This is a genomic window from Streptomyces sp. L-9-10 (genome assembly GCF_004151105.1).
Classification (GTDB): domain Bacteria; phylum Actinomycetota; class Actinomycetes; order Streptomycetales; family Streptomycetaceae; genus Streptomyces.
Genome location: NZ_PHRF01000090.1, coordinates 128921 through 148291 on the forward strand (window position 1 = coordinate 128921; position 19371 = coordinate 148291).

11 protein-coding genes and 1 pseudogene are annotated in these 19371 nt (G+C 70.2%); 8 read left to right on the forward strand and 4 right to left on the reverse strand.

Annotated features, from left to right (window positions below; translation table 11 throughout):
• Window positions 1-155: 155 nt before the first annotated feature.
• From CU044_RS20840 to CU044_RS20850, 3 genes are all read left to right on the forward strand, one after another.
• Entirely contained in the window at window positions 156-1913 is a 1758-nt protein-coding gene (locus CU044_RS20840; protein WP_129770232.1) for a glycoside hydrolase family 35 protein, read from the forward strand.
• Between the two features lie 131 nt (window positions 1914-2044).
• Entirely contained in the window at window positions 2045-4300 is a 2256-nt protein-coding gene (locus tag CU044_RS20845; RefSeq protein WP_129770233.1) for an FAD-dependent oxidoreductase, read from the forward strand.
• A 3-nt stretch (window positions 4301-4303) separates the two neighbouring features.
• On the forward strand, window positions 4304-6343 hold the full coding sequence (locus CU044_RS20850) for a beta-galactosidase (RefSeq protein ID WP_129770234.1): 2040 nt from the start codon (window positions 4304-4306) through the stop codon (window positions 6341-6343).
• Window positions 6344-6355: 12 nt separating this feature from the next.
• Here the strand turns inward: CU044_RS20850 and CU044_RS20855 are convergent, their stop codons facing one another.
• The 4 genes from CU044_RS20855 to CU044_RS20870 form a co-directional block, all read right to left on the reverse strand.
• Window positions 6356-9103 carry a LuxR family transcriptional regulator gene (locus CU044_RS20855; RefSeq protein ID WP_129770235.1) on the reverse strand — a complete coding sequence of 916 codons (2748 nt, stop codon included), beginning with the start codon at window positions 9101-9103 and terminating at the stop codon, window positions 6356-6358.
• A gap of 97 nt (window positions 9104-9200) precedes the next feature.
• The gene (locus CU044_RS20860) at window positions 9201-10664 is read right to left on the reverse strand and encodes a glycoside hydrolase (RefSeq protein WP_129770236.1); all 1464 of its coding nucleotides are present in this window, start codon (window positions 10662-10664) and stop codon (window positions 9201-9203) included.
• A 266-nt stretch (window positions 10665-10930) separates the two neighbouring features.
• Window positions 10931-13132, reverse strand: a complete 2202-nt coding sequence (locus CU044_RS20865) for a hypothetical protein (RefSeq protein ID WP_129770237.1) — start codon at window positions 13130-13132, stop codon at window positions 10931-10933.
• Window positions 13133-13427: 295 nt separating this feature from the next.
• Window positions 13428-14297: a formylglycine-generating enzyme family protein gene (locus CU044_RS20870; RefSeq protein WP_129770318.1), complete on the reverse strand. Its 870-nt coding sequence runs from the start codon at window positions 14295-14297 to the stop codon at window positions 13428-13430.
• A 226-nt stretch (window positions 14298-14523) separates the two neighbouring features.
• Here CU044_RS20870 and CU044_RS20875 point away from each other — a divergent pair.
• From CU044_RS20875 to CU044_RS20895, 5 genes and pseudogenes are all read left to right on the forward strand, one after another.
• A pseudogene (locus CU044_RS20875) lies at window positions 14524-16734 on the forward strand (sulfatase-like hydrolase/transferase).
• A gap of 139 nt (window positions 16735-16873) precedes the next feature.
• Window positions 16874-17122, forward strand: coding sequence for an RICIN domain-containing protein (locus CU044_RS39670; RefSeq protein ID WP_129770238.1), 249 nt, complete (start codon window positions 16874-16876; stop codon window positions 17120-17122).
• A 295-nt stretch (window positions 17123-17417) separates the two neighbouring features.
• Window positions 17418-17954: a hypothetical protein gene (locus tag CU044_RS20885; protein WP_129770239.1), complete on the forward strand. Its 537-nt coding sequence runs from the start codon at window positions 17418-17420 to the stop codon at window positions 17952-17954.
• Between the two features lie 65 nt (window positions 17955-18019).
• Window positions 18020-18628, forward strand: coding sequence for a hypothetical protein (locus CU044_RS20890; protein WP_129770240.1), 609 nt, complete (start codon window positions 18020-18022; stop codon window positions 18626-18628).
• A gap of 40 nt (window positions 18629-18668) precedes the next feature.
• Window positions 18669-19304, forward strand: a complete 636-nt coding sequence (locus CU044_RS20895) for a hypothetical protein (RefSeq protein WP_129770241.1) — start codon at window positions 18669-18671, stop codon at window positions 19302-19304.
• Window positions 19305-19371 lie beyond the last annotated feature (67 nt).

Here is a 19371-nt window from a genome sequence, read left to right on the forward strand (position 1 = left end):
CGCCATGCCGGCGTAGGCCATCCCTCCGTACGCCGTCCTCGCCGTACGCCGTTCCCTCCGCATGCCGTTCCCTCCGCATGCCGTTCCCTCCGCACGCCGGGACCGGGCCCTCGCCCGCCCGTCGCCGTGCCCTCAACAGAGATCGAGACACACCCATGCCCGAACTGAGCATCGTCGACGACGGCTTCCGCATCGGCGGCGAGCCGTTCCGGATCATCTCCGGGAGCCTGCACTACTTCAGGATCCATCCCGGCCACTGGGCCGACCGACTGCGCAAGGCCCGCCTCATGGGACTCAACACGGTCGACGTCTACGTCCCCTGGAACCTGCACCAGCCCCACGAGGGTGGCCCGCTCGTCCTGGACGGCGGGCTCGACCTGCCCCGCTTCCTCGACCTCGCCGCCGCCGAGGACCTGCGCGTACTGCTCCGCCCCGGTCCCTACATCTGCGCCGAATGGGAGGCGGGAGGGCTGCCGGCCTGGCTGCTCGGAGACCCGGACGTGCGGCTCCGGACCTCGGACCCCCGCTACCAGGAGCCGGTCGAGCGGTACTTCGGCCTGCTCCTGCCGCGTATCCGCCGCCATCTCGCGACCGCGGGCGGGCCCGTCATCGCCGTCCAGGTAGAGAACGAGTACGGCGCCTCCGGCCTGGGCGACAGCGCCCATCTCGCCCACCTCGTCACCCTGCTCCGCGAAGGAGGCGTCGACGTCCCCCTGTTCACCTCCGACCAGGCGGGCGACCTCGCCGACGGCGGCCTCCCCGGCATCCTGCGGACCGTCAACTTCCGCCGCGGCGCGGCCGAGCATCTGCGCACCCTCCGGGAGCACCAGCCCCGAGGCCCGCTGATGTGCGCCGAGTTCTGGGCGGGCTGGTTCGACCGGTGGGGGAGCGAACACAACGCGCGGCCCGCGTCCGAGGCCCGCGACACGCTGGACGAGATCCTCGCGGCGGGAGCGTCCGTCAACATCTACATGTTCCACGGCGGCACGAACTTCGGCTTCACCAACGGCGCCAACGACAAGGGCCATTACCGGCCCACGATCACCTCCTACGACTACGACGCCCCGCTCGACGAGGCCGGTGACCCCACCGACAAGTACCGCGTGTTCCGCGAGACGATCGCCACGTACGCGGCCGTACCCGGCGAACCGGTTCCGTCCCCCGGCGCCAAACTGTCCCTGCGGGACATCCGGCTCACGGAGAGCGCGTCCCTGCTCGCCCAGGCCGGCCGTCTCGGCACCGCCCGGCGGGCGGACCGTCCGCTCACCATGGAAGAGCTCGGGCAGGCGTTCGGATACGTCCTGTACGACACGACACTGCCCACGGCCGGCGACGGAGTGCTGCACATCCCTGAGACGCACGACCGTGCCCAGATCTTCGTCGACGGACAGCCGGTGGGCACCCTTGAGCGCGAGAACCGCGAGCAGGCCCTCAGCCTCAGGTCACCGGCCGAGGGCGCGCGGCTCACGATCCTCGTCGAGAACCAGGGACGCGTGAACTACGGCGCGGGGCTGCGGGACTGGAAGGGCATCGCGGGCCCCGTCACGTTCGACGGGCGCGAACTGTCCGACTGGGCCTGTACACCGCTGTCGCCGGAAAGCCTGGAGGCCCTGGAAACCCTGTCGTTCTCGTCGGCCGTGGCCGAGGCCGGCCCCGCGTTCTTCCGGGGGACGTTCGAGGTACCGGCTCCCGCGGACACCTTTCTCCACCTGCCGGGCTGGACCAAGGGCCAGGTCTGGATCAACGGGTTCGCGCTGGGCCGGTACTGGTCCCGGGGGCCGCAGCAGTCCCTGTACGTGCCCGGCCCGGTGCTGCGCCCGGGAGACAACGAGATCGTGGTCCTGGAACAGCACGGCCGCCACGACGGCGTTGTGCACCTGGCGGAGACCCCGGACCTGGGGCCGACCGAGTAGAGGATCCCCTGATCGCACACCTGTCATTGATGAAAATATTTTTCTGATGTTCGGTGTTCGATCATGAGCGATGATAATGTCTTTCGGGCGAGTGTCCCGGACATACGACACGCACAAGAAGGTGGGCTGGCATGCAGCGGCTATCGGTCGAGACCGACGTCACCGTCGTCGGGGGAGGTCTCGCGGGCGTCGCGGCGGCCATCGGTGCGGCCCGCACCGGTGCCCGGGTCGCCCTGATCAACAACCGGCCCGTGCTCGGCGGCAACGCGAGCAGTGAGGTCCGCGTCTGGGTCTGCGGAGCGACCGCGCACGGCGCGCAGAAGTACGCGCGGGAGACAGGCGTCATGGGCGAGCTGTTCCGGGAGAACCAGTACCGCAACCCGGAGGGCAACCCGTACCTCTGGGACCAGGTCGTCCTCGACGCGGTTCGCGCCGAGCCGGGGATCCGGCTCCACCTGAACACCGACGTACGCGAGGTGGAGGCCGACGGCGTCGAGGACGACCGGACGGTCCGGGCCGTGACGGGGTGGCAGATGGGGTCGGAGCGGATCATCCGCTTCACCTCCCCGGTGTTCATCGACGCCACCGGGGACGGACTGGTCGGGGCCCAGGCCGGCGCCTGGTACCGCTCCGGCCGTGAGGCCGCCCACGAGTTCGGCGAGGAATGGGCGCCCGGCCAGGCGGACTCCGAGATGCTCGGCAGCACGATGCTCTTCTACACGAAGGACACGGGGGAGCCCGTCCGCTTCGTACCGCCCTCGATCGCGAAAGACGTCGCGGCCACCTCCATCGTCCGTAACCGGCCCATCAGCACCACGGCCAACGGCTGCGACTACTGGTGGATCGAGTACGGCGGGCACCTCGACGCCGCCGCCGACAACGAGGCGATCCGCGACGAACTGTGGGCCGTGGTCTACGGCATCTGGGACCACATCAAGAACTCGGGGGAGTACGACGCGGACACCCTCACCCTGGAGTGGGTGGGCTCGGTGCCCGGCAAGAGGGAGTACCGGCGCTTTGTCGGCGACCACGTCCTCACACAGCGGGACATCATCGAGCAGACGCGGTTCCCGGACGCCGTGGGCTTCGGCGGCTGGTCCATAGACCTGCACCCCGCCGGCGGCATGTACGCCGAGGGCGACGGATCCAAGCACCTCTTCTCCGCCGGCCTTTACCACATCCCCTTCCGCAGCCTGTACTCCCGGAACGTGGGAAACCTCCTCCTGGCCGGCCGCGACATCTCGGCCAGCCATGTGGCGTTCGGCACCACACGCGTCATGGCGACCTGCGCGGTCACCGGCGAAGCGGCGGGCGTCGCGGCCGGGCTCTGCGTCCGCGACGGCCTGACCCCCCGGCAGCTGGGCAACGACCACATCGACCGGCTCCAGCAGGAACTCCTGCGGCACGACGCCTCGCTGCTCGGTGTCGAGTGGCACCACCCGGCCGACCTCGCCCCATCCGCGCACGTCACCGCGTCGAGCGAACTGCGCACCCTGCGGGCGGAGCCCCGGCCCGGTGAGCGGACGAGCCGGCAGCCCCTCGACGGCCACGACGTCGGGCTCGTCATCCCCGTCGAGCCCGCCATCGAGTCGGTGGATCTCCTCCTCGACGCGTCGGAGGCGACGCCTCTGGAGCTCGAACTGTGGTCGACCGGTGGCGGGGAGAACCACATACCGGTGGAGCTGCTCGACCGGGCCTCCGTCCGACTGGTCCCCGGCGAACAGTGGGTCCGGGCCCCGTTCGCCCACCAGGCTCCCCACGGCCGGAACGTGGTCCTGCTCCTGCGCCGCAACCCCTCCGCCGCGCTCGTGGTCCTCGACAGACCCGGCCCCTACGGCGTTCTGGGGCTGGTGAGCCGTACGCCCCGGACCTCCAGCGAGCGTCCGCAGTCCAATGCGTGGTCCGCCGAGGAACTGCGCCGCCGCTGCCCGGTGATGGTGGTGCGCGGCGACAGCGGTGCCCACAGCGCCGACCAGGTGACGGGCCCGTTGCAACGCCCCTACGACGGTCCGCGCATGTGGTCGTCGGAATCCCTCGGCAAGGACCCCGAGCCCTGGATCCGGCTCGACTGGACGGAGCCCCGCACCCTGGGATGCGTCGATGTCGTCTTCAACGACGACGTCGACCTGGATCTCATCAACCTGCACCATCACCGCACACCGTTCCCGGTTGTCCCGGAACTCGTACGGGACTACGGCATCGAGGCCCTCGTGGACGGTGAGTGGCACACCGTCGTGTCGGTGCGGGAAAACCGCGAGCGGCGCAGGTCGCACCCGCTGGAGGCGCCCGTCGCCGCCACGGCCGTGCGGCTGACCGTGGGCGCGACCAATGGATCCGAGTGGGCCACCGTCGTGGCGCTGCGGGTGTTCGAGGCGAAGGAGAACTGACGCGTGTCCAAGAACCCACTCACACCGGAACACGCCAGGCCCGTTCCGCCCGCCCTCGCCTTCGGCGGGGACTACAACCCCGAGCAGTGGCCCGAGCCCGTCTGGCGGGAAGACGTACGCCTGATGCGGGAGGCCGGCGTCAACCTGGTCACCGTGGGTGTCTTCTCCTGGGCCCTGCTGGAACCGGAGCCGGGCCGGTACGACTTCGGCTGGCTCGACCGCGTTCTCGGCCTGCTGCACGAGCACGGCGTCCGCGCCGACCTCGCCACCCCCACGGTGGTCCCGCCCGCCTGGTTCTACCGCGCCCACCCCGACGCCCTGCCCGTCACACGCGAGGGCGTCCGCTACGCCTTCGGCTCGCGCGGCGCCATCTGCCACAGCAGCCCCGCCTACCGGGAGGCCGCCGCCCGCATCACCACCGAAGTGGCCCGGCGCTACGCCGGGCACCCCGCGCTCGCGATGTGGCACGTCCACAACGAGTACGGCGCTCCGCTGAGCGCCTGCTACTGCGAGCACTGCGCCGTGCGCTTCCGCCGGTGGCTCGCCGCCCGCCACGGAACGGTCGACGGCGTCAACGAGGCCTGGGGCACTGCCTTCTGGGGCCAGCACTACACCTCGTTCGAGCAGATCGACCCGCCTCGGCTGACACCGGCGGTGTGCAATCCGGCCCAGCAACTGGACTACCGGCGGTTCGCCGACGCCACCATGCGCGAGAACTTCGTGGCGGAGCGGGACATCCTGCACCGCCTGTCGCCCGGTGTGCCGGTCACCACCAACTTCATGACCGCCCTCAGCCAGTGCGACTCCGTCGACTACTGGGCCTGGGGCCGCGAGGTCGACCTCGTCACCAACGACCACTACCTGATGACCGACGGCCGCCGTACCCATGTCAACCTCGCGATGGCGGCCGACCTCACCCGCTCGGTCGCCGGCGGCGCCCCCTGGCTGCTCCTGGAACACTCGACCTCGGGTGTCAACTGGCAGCGGCGCAACCCCGCCAAGGCTCCGGGCGAGATGGCCCGCAACTCGCTCGCCCACGTGGCCCGCGGCTCCGAGGGCGCGATGTTCTTCCAGTGGCGCCAGTCCCGGCGCGGCGCCGAGAAGTTCCACTCCGCGATGGTGCCGCACGGCGGCACCGACACCCGGGTCTGGCGCGAAGTGGTCCGGCTGGGCGCCGACATGAGAGCGCTGGCCTGCCTCCAGGGCACACGGACCGTACCGGACGTCGCCATGGTGTGGGACTGGCACTCCTGGTGGGCGCAGCGGTCGGAGGGGCAGCCGAGTGTCGACCACGATCCCCGCGAACGCGCCGACAGTTTCTACGAGGCGCTCTACGACCGGCATCTGACGGTTGACTTCGCCCACCCGGAAGCGGACCTGTCGTCCTATCCGCTCGTCGTCGTCCCCGCGCTGTACCTCGCGACGGCGGGCGCCGGAGACAACCTGCGCCGGTACGTCGAGAACGGCGGGACGCTCGTCGTGTCCTATTTCTCGGGCATCGTCGACGAGCACGACGCCGTTCACCCGGGCCCCTGCCCGGGAGCGCTGCGTGATGTGCTCGGGCTCACCGTCGAGGAGTGGTCACCGCTGCTCCCCGGCGCCACCGTCCGGGTCACGGGTCCTGACGGGACATCGGCCGACGCGGACGTGTGGTCCGAGTTCGTGGTCCCGGACGGGGCCGAGACGGTGTGGAGCTACGCCGACGGCCCGGCGGCGGGCGGCCCGGCCGTCACCCGCCACCGCCACGGCGCGGGCACCGCGTGGTACGTGTCCACGCGCCTGAGCCCCGCGGGGCTGGCCACGGTACTGCGGGCGGCGTGCGACGACGCCGGCCTCACGGACCGCGGCGCACTGCCCCGTGACATGGAGGTGGTACGGCGCTCCGGCGACAGTGGGGACTACCTGTTCCTCATCAACCACTCGGCACAGCCGGCCCGGGTCCCGGTGCCGGACTCCGGCACCGAGCTGTTGAGCGGCGAGCGCGTCGGCGGTCGGCTCACCGTTCCACCCGGCTCGGTCAGGGTCGTCCGTCAGGGCGGCTGACGGTCGCGTCGCTCATCCCGGGCGGGACTGCATCAGGTCGCGGAGCCGCCGCCTGCCCTTGATGCCGTTCCTCGTGTAGATGTTGCCCAGGTGGTACTCGACCGTCTTGACACTGAGGTACAGCCGCGCGGCGATCTCACGGTTCGTCCAGCCGCGGGCGACCAGGTCGGCGACGTCCCGTTCCCGGTCCGACAGTGTGTCGCAGAAGTACGTGCCGTCCGCCGCCCGCGCCGACGAGACATCGAGGCTGTCCAGCAGGGTGCGGCAGCGCTGCCGGGACGGCTCCGCGCCCAGCCGGGCGAACACCCGCTCGGCGGCGCTCAGGTGGTCGCGGGCCTGCTCGGGGTCACCGGCCGCCAGCAGCACGACGCCCAGGTCCTCCTCCGCGAAGGCCTTGTGCACCACGGGATCTCCGCCGTCCGGAGCCACGGCCAGTACCTCCCCGTAGGCACGGGCGGCGGCCTCCGGGTCCCCGTCGGCGGCGGCGATGGCGCCCCGGAGCCAGTGGACCACGACCGGGAGGAGCGCGCCGTGGGGCTCCGCCGCCTCCAGGCCGCGCAGGACCGAACGCGCCCGGTCGGTCGCGCCCGTGCGGGCGTACGCCACCCCGAGCAGGGGCATGTGCCGGACGGCGTAGAGACGTGAGCGGCTCTCGTTGACGGGCATGTCCACCACGGGGCCGATGAGCGCGACCACCTCCTCGTAGTCACCCGCGGCGAACTCCACCACCGCCCGGGTGGCGGCGAGATGGAAGTGCGGCCTCGCGAAGTCCGCCGAGGACTCCAGCGCCAGCGCTTCCCGCAGTGCGGCCCTGGCATCGTCGAACCGGCCGCTGAAGGCGTGCAGGACGGCGATGAAACAGTTGAGGGCGAAGAAGTCGGCCGGGCGTCCCGAGGTGTGCGCGATGTCCAGGGCGACGGAGAGGTTGCGCCGCGCCTCGTGCCACTCGCCGAGCATGAAGTGACACCAGATGCTGTGGGTCAACGCGGACACACTGCTGATTCTCGACACTCCCAGGCTGCGTCGCCGGGCCGCCGCCGTGAGATCGCCGACCGCACCGGTCAGGTCGCCCGACAGACCGCGGAACGTCCCGCGGTGGATGAGGGCGTCGGTGCGGGTGGCCGGTACGCGGGAGGGCACCAACGGCAGATGACCGACGTGCCGCAGACCCCGGGCGGGGCCGCCGATGAGCGCGTGTCCGTACGCGAGGTTGGCCTGGGCCAAGCCCCGTACCGCCTCGTCCGGGGTGTGCCACAGCGCGTACTCCGCGGTCCGCAGCGACTGCTGTCCCAGCCCCAGGAAACCTTCCGCGACACCCAGTTCGGACGCGGCACAGGCCGCGTCGGCCAGGTCTCCGCGCGCCGCGAAGGCGTCGAGGGCGCGGCGCAGGTACGAGCAGGCGCGGGAATCCTTGCCCTTCGCGAGGCTGAGCAGGCCCAGGGCCTCGTCCCGCTGCGGCCCCGCGGCGGACCGGAGCAGCGCCTCCTCATGGCGCAGCGCCGTCCGGTACTGGCCGCCGGTGACCTGGAGCCGCACGGCCGCGACCAGATCGTCCTGCCGGCGCTCGCCGTCCGGGTCGATCTCGGACGAGGCGAGCAGGTATTCGGCGGCGAGCGCCGCATGCCCGGTCTGTGCCTCGCACAGCGCCGCGTCGCGCAACTCCGCTGCCAGGGCGGCGTCGTAGGTCTCCGCCGCCGCCACCTGATGGCGCCAGCGGACCGGCGGCTCCAGCAGCGCGGCGACCCGCAGATGCATACGGTTGCGCTCCGGCCGGGCGAGGGCCACGTACAGCGCGTCCCGCTGTCCGGCGTGGACGAGCCGGAGCGTCGGTACGCCGTCCGGCACCCACACCGCGGCGTGCTGTTCCACCAGGGCCTCGGCGTCGGCACCGACGCGGTCCGAGCCGAGCAGCTGGCTGAGCAGCGGGACGCTGGCCGGAGCGTCGAGGACGGCGAGCATGTTGAGGATCGCCAGACCCGCGGGAGGGAAGGTACGGGACCACGCGCCGACCGCTTCGCTCAGCGACGCGGGCACGCGGATCGTGGCCGGGTCCTCGGGCAGGTTCCCGCCGAAGGCTCCGAGAGCGGCCTCCAGGAACAGCGGATTGCCGTGGCTCCACACGGCGAGGCTCCGCAGTCTCGCCCCGGCGTGCGGCCGTGAGGTCCGGTCCTCGACGAAGTCCCGCGTCTCGGACGGACCGAATCCCGTGAGTTCGATGTGGTCCGATTCCGACAGCAGGTCCGCCATGCCCATGTCCCGCACCGTCCTGGCGGCGTGCTGGGTGCAGATGACGGTCAGCACGCGCTCCGCGCCTTGGCGCAGCAGGGCGAAACCGATCGCCTGCAAGGATTCCGGATCGATCCTGTGGGCGTCGTCCAGTACGAAGAGCACCGGGCCGGTCTCCTGCGACGAGCCGAGCAGATCGATGACCGCTCCGCCCATGCTGAGAACCGAAGGCTGGGTACGGGAAGGGTCGTACCGACGCCGTGCCGAGGGCTCCGCGCCGCCGTCGGCGAGGAGCCCGGTGACCGTGAAGAAGGGGAGACCCGTCTTCGGTGGAGCGTCCGACGCCCGGACGACCGTGAGTTCCTCGCCGGCTTCTTCCGCGAAGCGGTCGACGAGCGCCGTCTTTCCCATGCCTGCCATCCCCGAGACGACGACGATCCGGGGACTTTCCCGTACGGCGTCCCGGGCCGCCTGCCGCAGGATCCTCAATTCATCGGCGCGTCCGATGAACCGATGACCGGGAGACTCTTTCATGCGCACCTCTCGATGCCGTCGTGGCTCACACGGCTCGGCAGTGTGCGTTCCAGTCTACTGATTCCGGTGTGTCACCCGCGGAGGCGGAACGGGTGTCCTACGCGATGACGCCCTCCACCTCCAGCGTCTGCAGACACTTCCCCGAGATCGGAATGGTCAGCGTCTTGCCGCTCAGGGTCGCCGAACGGGCGGTGTAGGCGTCACCGGCACCCGTGTTCCACCGGGGCACCAGGCCGTCCGCGCCCCCCGTCACCGTCGTGAAGCGGGAGAGGTCGAAGGTGAGGTTCTGGCGCGCGTCGGAGGTGTTGGCGACGACGATGACCAGCTTGTTCGCCTTCTCGTCCAGGGCGGCGGCCGCGTAGTTCACGCCGGTGTGGAGGATCCTCATACCCGGGCGGATGTGCCGGCTGAACTGCGCCATCAGGTAGTACTTGTTCTTGACGGCTCCCGGTGTCTTCGTGTCCGGGTCGTACGCGATCATCCCCCAGTTCGGGTTCGGATCCATTACCTGCCAGTAAATCCAGGCGGTGGGGTGGAGCGCGTGGAGGTCGCTCAGCAGGGAGAGGGCCATCGAGAAGCCCTGGCCGTCGCCGTTGCCCGTCTCGGAGTTCCACAGGCTCTTGCCGGACGTGGTGACGACGTCTTCGTGGAGCAGGTCCCGGGGGCCGCCTCCCTGCTCGTAACCGTGCACGTTCACGCGGTCCACCAGGGCCTTCGTGGACGGGGTGAAGGCGGCCCAGGTCGCACGGGCGTGGCTGACGCTCGTCTCGTCCGATGCCGCGATCTTCGTCGCCGTCAGACCGCGCCGGTCCAGTTCGCTTCTGAGGAGGGGCAGCACGTCCGCCTGCACCGCCCGGTCCATGTGGCAGCCTTCCTGAATCCCCTTGTCCCACCAGTAGCTGGTGCTCGGCTCGTTGAAGGGCTCCACGGACACGAAGTCAACGCCCCAGTTCTGCTTGGCGTACAGCGCCACGGAGGCCAGATGGGAGGCGTGCTGGCGGTAGTTCCAGGGCGTGAGGTTATTGCCCCGGTCGGCCGCTCCCGACGGGTTGTGGTTCTTGCACATCCACCACATGGGGGAGTTGGCGAACAGTTCGCTCATCGCCCCGCGTTGTGTCGCCTTGATCAGCATGGCCCGCTGGCTGGGGTCGGCCGACCAGTTCCAGGCCGAGGAGGCCGGGTCCTCGTTCCTCCAGTCCTGCCAGTAGCCCTCGATCTGCTTGAAGTCCGGGATGTTGGGGGAGGCGGCCATCCTGGTGCCGTCCACGTCGTTCCAGCCGCACGCGCCGAGGTTGTAGCGGGCGATGTTCAGGCCCAGGCCGGGGCGGGACGTGCCGTCGTAGGTGACCCACTTGGTGGTGAAGAAGAGGTCGGCCAAGTCGTCGCGGTCGCCGAAGAGCTTCGCCCACCAGGCCAGAGACGTTCCCCAGCCCTCCCAGATGCCGTAGTCCGTCGACGGGTCGACGGGGATCGTCACGTCGGCGTGTGCCGTGCCCGTCGCCAGGGCACTGCCGAGGAGGCCGGCCCCCGTGGCGGCCAGGAGAGTTCGTCGTCGCATCATGAGGTGTCTCCGCTCGATCGATCGCGGGTGGTTGAAAGGGCGTCGCTGCCGTCCGTTCCGGCGCGACCTGCCGAACCAACAACACACACTGCAACACCGAGGGCCTCGCCGTCGAGGCCCTCGGTGCGATCCGTCGGCGTGAGAGGGGCGGGGAGGCCCTCCGAACGCCTCCGGACGTTCAGCCCCTGTCCGGCCGATCCGCGAAGACCGGCCGTTCAGGATCCAGGTGTGTTGACCCGCGTCAACAACCCCGTGGGTCAATACACCTAGCGGGTGGTGAGGATGAGCTGGCTGGAGCCGTCGGGCAGGCCGGCGATGCCCACCTGGTCGCCCGCGAACGCCCCGGCCCCCTTGATGCCGCTCACGCGCTGGAACGGGGTCCAGTCGCCACTGGAGGAGCGCACGCCGTGGTGGACATTGCCGTCACGTCCGACGGCCGCCACCTGGACGGATCCGTCGGGCATCCCGGCGAGGGAGACCGCGGAGGCCTCCATCGTGCCGCCCGACACTCCGGCCGGGAGGCCCCAGTCCGACCAACTGCCGTCGGCACGGTGGGTGGTGTGCCAGACGTTGCCGTCGTTCCCGATCGCCGCGATCTGGCTGTCGCCGTTGGGCAGGGCCGCGATCGAGAGCGCCGATCCGGCGAAGTCCGGCGCGTTGACGCCCGCGACGGTCTTCCAGGAGCTCCAGGCGCCGTCGGCGGCCCGGGTGCCCAGGCGCATCCTGCCGTCGCCGCCGAAGACCAGCACCTGGGTGGAGCCGTCGGGCATGCGGGCCGCGGCGGCCCTGGTCGCCTTCAGCAGGCCCGCGTCATGGCCGGGCATGGAGGACCAGCCCTGCCAGCTGCCGTCGGCGAAGCGGATGTTGTGGTACGCGTAGCCGTCCTTGCCCACGGCCACGACCTGGGCGTCGCCGTTGGGCGCGGTTGCGATGGCGATGTCCTTGGCGGCGAAGCCCACCTTCTTGTTGTCCGCGGCCAGAAGGGCGTTCCAGCCCTGCCAGCTGCCGTCGGGGCGCCGGAGGTTGTGCCAGATGTTGCCGTCCACCCCGACGCCGAGCACCTGAACGCCACCGTCGCGCATCGCGCTCACGGCCTGCCGGTCCCCGACGTAGCGGAACGCCGTACCCGCTCCGCTCAGCGCGCTCGGCCCGGTCCACGTGCCGTCGGCCTTGCGCGTCGAGTTGTAGAACGTGTGCGAGGTGATCCGCTGCGGGAGGTTCTTGGAGATGATCTCCCGCTGGAGTTCCCCGGCGGCCACCCCGTTGCGGTTCTGGTTCACGTCGTCCGTCATGACGATGTTCATGTTGTCGGTGACGTTGGTGTTGTTCCAGGACGTGCGCAGTTTCGCCAGCAGTTGTCTGTTCAGCTCGTTCTCCATGCTGATCAGGAAGTTGTCGGCCTTCCACTCCGACACGAGCTTGAGCTTCTCCAGGATCTGGATGACCGCGGCGCTGGGTATGGAGTTGGAGGGATCGATCATGGCCTGCTGGACGAAGAACTTCTTCTCGCTCCCCGGCTCCGGCGTCCTGCCCAGCACCTCGTCGCCGCGCCTGAGTATCGCGTCGTACGTCTTCTGCTCCAGCGCCGGGTCCAGCGCCGCCTTGAGGATGTCGTCCCACTTGGCACTGACCCCGACGTAACTGCCCCGGTAGTCCTGTACGTTCGGCTGCTGCCAGGCCCACGGGTACGACGTGCTGTCCGTGTCGTCGACGACGACCACGTGCTTGCCCGCGGCCATGAACTCGTTGTACGTCGACGTGGGCTTCAGCGATCCGTCCGCGATCGCCGGGTTGTCCAGCGCGCCGCCGCCCACCAGGCCGCCCAGACTCGCGATGGCCGCGCGGCTGTCCTCCTTGAGGGTCGCCGCGGGGCCGGTGGTCTTCACCCGGAGGATGACGATCTCCTTCGGGTGCCGGTTGATCCAGTCGGCGAGCTCGCGCGCCTCGCCCGGGACGATCCCCTGGTTCCCGCCGAGCGAGTCGAAGAACTGCCGCCCCAGCGGGCCGCCGTGGTAGCTGTACCACCTGTCGCCCTGCTTGCACAGGCGCAGGTCCAGGTAACGGGATCCGGCTTCGAGCTGCTCCACGAGCGAGCCGCTCTGTGTGCGCGACATGCTGGAGGCCAGCTCGGGCCACATCCGCGCGGTGTCGACCGTGTCACCGGCATCGCACATGCCGCTGTTCTTCGTGATGCCCGCGCTGCCGGCGTCATGGCTGCCCGGTATCACGATCTGGTTCAGGGGACGGTCGCCGATGGTGCCGCCCAGCTGGGACATCCACGAGCCCAGCTGGATGTTCTCCGCCGCCGGCGCGACCCGCGCCGACCGGGCGCCGGAGTCCTGCCCGGCCGTGACGGTTCCAGCCGTGACAGTCCCCGCGGTCGCGGTACCGGTCGTCAGAACCCCGAGCACGACCGATAACGCTCCCAGCGTCGTCCCGCGCCGCACCACTCTGCCCACTGAGTCCATGGCTGTTCCCTCTTCTTCTGCGGTTTTCCCGCGGTGTAGGAAGTGGACCTCGGTCACCTCGCTCACTCCGGCACACCGACCGTCGTGGGAGCGCTCCCAAGCCCACCCGGATCATGAAGTGGATGTGTGGACCGCGTCAACTCATGTGACCGAGGAGTGAAGTTACTCGGTAGTCGTGAACGGCTGGGCTCTCCCGTGCCGGCTCCGGCGTCCGCCGTCACGACGCCGCACCCGGCGGACCGGGGGCCACCTGCCGGTACACGGCAGAGCGCGGCCGTCGGCCGCGCCGAACTGCTCACATCGCTTGAGCGTTGTGTGTTCCGCTCTCAGTGTCCGCCGCGCAGCGGAAGCCGCAGTTGCCGCTGCTGGAGTCAGGGGTGTTGGCGGTGCGGGTCGCGACCCGGTAGCGGTCGCAGTACGAGTCGTGGCACAGATAGGAGCCGCCGCGCATGACCCGGCTCCCGCCCGCGTCGGGACCGCGCGGATCGGTGCGGGGCGTTGCCGTGTGCGAGGCCGTGAAGCGGTCGGCGACCCACTCCCACACGTTGCCCGCCGTGTTGTACAGGCCGTACGCGTTGGGCCGGTACGCGCCGACCGGGGCGGTGCCCGGGTAGCCGTCGTCGACGGTGTTGACCACGGGGAACTCGCCCTGCCAGGTATTGCAGCGCCAGCGGCCGCGCGGGGTCAGTTCGTCGCCCCACGGATAGCGGGCCTGGTCGAGGCCGCCACGTGCCGCGTACTCCCACTCGGCTTCGGTCGGCAGCCGCTTGCCCGCCCACGCCGCGTACGTGTGGGCGTCGTCCCAGGTCACATGGACGACGGGGTGCTGGGACCGGTCACCGATGCCGGAACCGTGGCCCTCGGGAGTCCGCCACGCGGCTCCCTCGACGCCCCGCCACCACGGGGTGCCGGCCGCGGCCCGGCTCTCGCGCACCCGCTCCGGTGTGAGGAACCCCGCGAAGACGTAGGACCAGCCGAGCCGTTCGGCGGCCGTGACGTATCCGGTGTCCTTCACGAACGCCGCGAACCGGGCGTTGGTGACCGCGGTCTCGTCCATGAGGAACGGCGAGACGGTGACGTCGCGCACCGGCCCCTCCCCGTCTCCGGGGTTGGCGTGCGCGTCCTCGTTGCCCATCCGGAACGTACCGCCGGGCAGTGTCACCATCCCGCTGCCCGAAGCGCGCCGCGTGTGCGGCACGGCGGGCGCCACGGGCAGCGGTCCGCCCCGTCCGGCGGGCGCGCAGCACGCGGAACCGGTGCCCGTACCGTCGCCGGCCGGCGTAAAAAAGTTTTGCACGGTCAATGGACTCCTCCTAGTCGAACATGGATTATCAGAACCGAACAGATTGATCCGCAAAAACCCTCGTAATCAAAACTGCTACGGAGAAGCTATGCCCAACCGTCGTCAGTTCCTCGCGGGTTCGGCCGCGGCACTGGCCCTCGCGGGCCTGCCCGGCACGCCGGCCTCGGCCGCCGCGCCCCGCGCTTCCGGCCGGGCCCCGAACATCGTGCTCGTCCTCGCCGACGACCTCGGCTACGGCGAGCTGGGTTCCTACGGACAGAAACTCATCGCCACACCGAGACTCGACGAACTGTCCGCGCAGGGGCTGCGCTTCACCCAGGCGTACTCGGCGGCGGCGGTCTGCGCGCCGTCCCGCTGTTCACTCCTGACGGGTCTGCACACCGGACACGCGACCGTGCGGCAGAACCCGTTCAGCGGCCCGCAGGGTGCGCTCGGCGACGGCGACACGACGTTCGCCGAGGTGCTGCGCGCCCGCGGCTACCGCACGGGGTGCATCGGCAAGTGGGGCTTCGGACCGGACGAGGCCGACCAGCCCAGCCATCCCAACGCGCGGGGCTTCGAGGAGTTCTACGGCTACATCGGGCACGGCCACGCCCACCAGTACTACCCCGATTACCTGTGGCACAACGGCGAGCGGACCGGCATCCCCGAGAACGCGAACGGCGCGAAGGGCGCGTACGCGATCGATCTGATCGAACGGCGCGCGCTGGACTTCCTCGACACCCACGCCGACGAGCCGTTCCTGCTGTTCCTCACCCCCACCACTCCGCACGCGCCCTCGGACATCCCCGGCGACGGCGCGTACGCGAGCCGGCCCTGGCCCGCCGCCGACAAGGGGCACGCCGCCCAGGTCACCCGGCTGGACACGCTCGTCGGCAAGGTCGTGGACCGGCTCAAGGGGCTCGGCATCGACCGGGACACGCTGGTCCTCGCCATCAGTGACAACGGCCCGCACGAGGAAGGGGGCGTCGACCCGGACCGCTTCGACGCGAACGGCCCGCTGCGCGGCTACAAGCGCAACCTGTACGAAGGCGGAGTGCGTGTTCCGCTCATCGCCTGGCAGCCGGGAACGGTCCTCGCGGGCACCACCGGCCGGCCGACCCCGCTGATCGATCTGCTGCCCACCTTCGCCCAGTTGGGCGGCGCGTCCGCGCCGCGCGACATGGACGGGATATCCGTGGCCCCCCTGCTGACCGGTTCCACGGCACCGCGGCACCCGCGGCTGTACTGGATGCGCAACGACCCGTACGCGACCGGTCGCGCGGACGCCGTCGACAACGGCCGCAACCTCAGGCTGGCGGAGTCCGTCCGCAAGGGGGACCTGAAAGCGGTCCGTTTCGCCCCCGCGCGCGACCGGACGGTGCCGGACGACCAGTGGCAGCTGGAGCTGTACGACCTCGCGGCGGACCCGGGGGAGAAGAACGACATCGCGTCCGCGCGCCCGTCCGACGTCGCGGAGCTGACGGCCCTGCTGCGCGCGTCGTGGGTGGACACGTACGTGCGCGAACCCTACGGCGTGTCCCTGGCGGTTCCCGGGGTCGTGGCTCGGGGGAAGCCGTTCACGGCCCGCGCCACCTTCAGCAACGCCTCGGCTTCGGCCTGGGCCGGCCCCCGGCTGACACTGGACGTGCCGGACGGCTGGCAGGCCCGCGCGACCACACCGGTCACCGCGGACCAACTCGCCGCGGGCGGCGCGCTCGTCGTGGCCTGGGAGGTGACACCGCCCTCGGACGCGGCCGTGGACGCCTCGTTCCCGCTGCGCGCCGAGGCCACCGCGTCGTACGGCGGGAACACCTTGCGGTTCGGCGACGACCGCACCACCGGGACCGTCGCGTCGCTGCCCGCGCCCCCCACCTCCGACACGTATCTGAGCGACCTCGACTGGGTGTCGGCGGCCAACGGCTGGGGGCCGGTCGAGCGGGACGCCTGCAACGGAAAGCAGGCCGCGGGAGACGGCCCGCCGATCAGTCTCGGCGGCACCACGTACGCCAAGGGGCTGGGCGTGCACGCCCCGTCCGAGATCGTCTAACACCTGGGCGGACGGGCGAAGCGGCTGACCGCACGCGTCGGCATCGACGACTTCTCTGCCGGGCAGTCCGCCGCCGGCGGGGTCCGGGCCCGTGTGTCCGGGGACGGCGTGCAGCTCTTCGACAGCGGAACGCTCACGGCCGCCGGCGGACCGAAGTCCGTCGACGTGGACGTGACGGGCGTACAGATACTACGGCTGGTCGTGCAGGACGCCAATGGCAACGGCTCGTACGACCACACCTCGTGGGCGGAGGCCGTCGTGCGGGTCTGAGACCGCGAGCGGTCGCTCTGTCGTCACACGGACGGTCCGCCGTGCGGTGACCGTCGGACGGACGGCCGCCGTGCGGTGAGCACGGTGCGGTGAGTGCCGTGCATGTCATGGGGCGGGCGGCGAGACCCCCGCTCCCTCAGTGAAGGAGCCTTCCCTGGTCGAACGTGCCATCCTGCGTGTGCTGGCCGCCTGCGCGAGAGTGGTCGCACTGCTCTTCGCGGGGGTGCCCGCGCAGGCGGCTCCGGCCACCGTGACCAACGGGACCCAGTTCGAGGACACCGGCAAGTGCCCCGACGTGGCCAGTGCCTCCACCGCCGACGGTGCCCGCGTTCTCCAGTACACCTGCGGCAGCGGCACCAACCAGCAGTTCGGGCGCCCGGTGGCATGAGCACCGCCGCCGCAAGAGCGGCAGCGAGCGCTCCAGGCCAGGTCAGAGGCGTATTCGCGGTGTTCACAAGCAAGCCGCCCGTAATAAAAGGTAAGAACAGGGCATAGGGCGACGTCGCCCCTGGCATTCACAACAACTCCCGAGCGCGTCCCGGTTGTTGTTGAACCTCGTCCCACGGTCACTGCAAGATGACGAGTGTCCGGTGGGAGAGCGTGTCACCACGGGCCTGAGCATCCACGTCGCGAGCCGGGACAACCCGGTCGGGCGGTCATTTACATCTGAGGAGTCGCGGCGAATGGGCAGCAGAAAACGGCGTAACAAGCTGGCGGCGATCTCGGGCGCCGGCATTCTGGGAGTCGTCTGCGCGGTGTCCGTCACCGTGGGCTCGGCGGGCGCCGCGCCCGAAGAGAACGGGAATCACTGCACCACCAACGTCGGCAACGGGGAGGAGAAGTGCTTCAGCACCCTTGAAGAAGCCCAGCAGTACGCCAACGTGAGGATCAAGGGCAACCCCGGCGGGGCGCAGACCCGTGTCGAGAAGCCCACCGACGTGGTGATAGGCACCCTCTTCGCGGACTACCGCTACGGCGGTGACTCGATCACCCTGTGGGGCAGTCGTCCCTGCACCTCCGAGCGCGAGACCGCCTTCTACTTCAACCTCCCGGACGAGTGGAAGGGCAGGGTCTCCTCCGTCCAGGGCTGGGCCGAGTGTGAGGTCACCCTGTACACGCGGTCCTACCTGGAGGGCGTGTCCTCGCCCCGCTTCAAGGACCTGACACCGGAGCTCGACGCGCAGTGGAACGACCTCGCCGAGTCCATCGAGTTCAGGTGACGGGGAAGTCCATGTCCGAGATATCGCGTTCGAAGACCAACCGTCGCTCCGGGGGCTCACCGAGAATGTCACGCAACCGTGCCCGCTGGGCGGGCGTCCTCGCGGTGCTGGTCGCCGGGGGCAGTCTGGTGACCGTTCCCTCGGCGCAGGCCGATGACACCCGGCCGTCCGATGCCGAGCTGCTGGCGAAGTGCGACAACGGCACCAAGAAGTGTGTCTTCCACCCCAGTGGTCCACCGGTCAAGTTCGCCGGCGTGGCGCGCAAGGTGGGCGACGAGGACTACAACTGCACCTCCCTGACGCAGCGTTCGGGCATCTCATGGTCGGACACCGTGGAGGAGTCCAACAGTGTCGGCCTGTCCATGACCGTCGGTCTCGGCTGGGAAGGGGTCTTCAGCACCAGCATCACCACATCGTTCGAGACGTCCTGGAGGAAGGCGAAGACCGAGAGCGCCACCACATTCATCGATGTGCGTCCCGGTCAGGTCGGCTGGGTGACGCGTGCCCCCGACACGCAGAAGGTGAAGGGGACCTACGAGCTGATCTTCAAGGACCGGTTCCGGGGAAAGCGTTACTGGTACGTCCCCTTCGAGGCGAGCGCACCGCTGGACACCGGCAGTATGGCTCAGAGGACCAGGCCCATGACGGAAGACGAGAAAGCGAACCACTGCTGAGGGCACGTGCCATGACGGCCCGTAGAAGGAGATCCTGAACATGTCGCATACGCGAAACCGTGCCCGCTGGGCCGGTGTCCTGGCACTGCTGGTCGCCGGGGGCAGTCTGCTGACTGTCCCGTCGGCGCAGGCCGCCGACACCCGCCCGTCCGATGCCGAGCTGCTGGCGAAGTGCGACAACGGCACCAAGAAGTGTGTCTTCCACCCGTCCGGCGACGTGTCCATCGTGCCGGGGGAGGGCCACCAGGTCGGTGACCTCGCCTACAACTGCACGGAGGACCCCCAGACCTCCGCGCGGGCGTGGGAGGACACCACGGGGGAGTCCAACACCGCCGGCGTGTCCTTCCGCCAGGAGCTGGAGAACAAATTCCCCTTCGGTCCGGTCTTCAAGCTGGCCTTCGAGCAGTCCTACAAGCGCACCTGGGCCTCGTCACAGACGGAGAGCCAGTCGACGTTCATGAATGTTCCGCCGGGGTACGTCGGCTGGGTGACCCGGGCGCCGAAGCTTCAGAAGGTCAAGGGCACCTACGAGTTGATCTTCAAGGACCGGTTCGAGGGAAAGCGCTACTGGTACGTCCCCTTCGAGGCCACGGGACCGGCCACGGACGAACCCAGCGTCAAGACCCAGCGGGAGAGGCCGATGACGGCGGAGGAGCGGACCATGTACTGCTCGTAGAGCCCGCGGGCCGCGGAGTCGCGGTCCGGATCCCGCGACGGTGGACCCCCCCCGTGTGACACCGGTG

What these genes read in the sequence shown, in the direction of transcription:
- CU044_RS20840 (WP_129770232.1), top strand. Translation starts at nt 156, where the DNA reads ATGCCCGAACTGAGCATCGTCGACGACGGCTTCCGCATCGGCGGCGAG.
- CU044_RS20890 (WP_129770240.1), top strand. Translation starts at nt 18,020, where the DNA reads ATGTCACGCAACCGTGCCCGCTGGGCGGGCGTCCTCGCGGTGCTGGTC.
- CU044_RS20845 (WP_129770233.1), top strand. Translation starts at nt 2,045, where the DNA reads ATGCAGCGGCTATCGGTCGAGACCGACGTCACCGTCGTCGGGGGAGGT.
- CU044_RS20870 (WP_129770318.1), bottom strand. Translation starts at nt 14,297, where the DNA reads ATGGTGACACTGCCCGGCGGTACGTTCCGGATGGGCAACGAGGACGCG.
- CU044_RS20865 (WP_129770237.1), bottom strand. Translation starts at nt 13,132, where the DNA reads ATGGACTCAGTGGGCAGAGTGGTGCGGCGCGGGACGACGCTGGGAGCG.
- CU044_RS20860 (WP_129770236.1), bottom strand. Translation starts at nt 10,664, where the DNA reads ATGATGCGACGACGAACTCTCCTGGCCGCCACGGGGGCCGGCCTCCTC.
- CU044_RS20855 (WP_129770235.1), bottom strand. Translation starts at nt 9,103, where the DNA reads ATGAAAGAGTCTCCCGGTCATCGGTTCATCGGACGCGCCGATGAATTG.
- CU044_RS20895 (WP_129770241.1), top strand. Translation starts at nt 18,669, where the DNA reads ATGTCGCATACGCGAAACCGTGCCCGCTGGGCCGGTGTCCTGGCACTG.
- CU044_RS20885 (WP_129770239.1), top strand. Translation starts at nt 17,418, where the DNA reads ATGGGCAGCAGAAAACGGCGTAACAAGCTGGCGGCGATCTCGGGCGCC.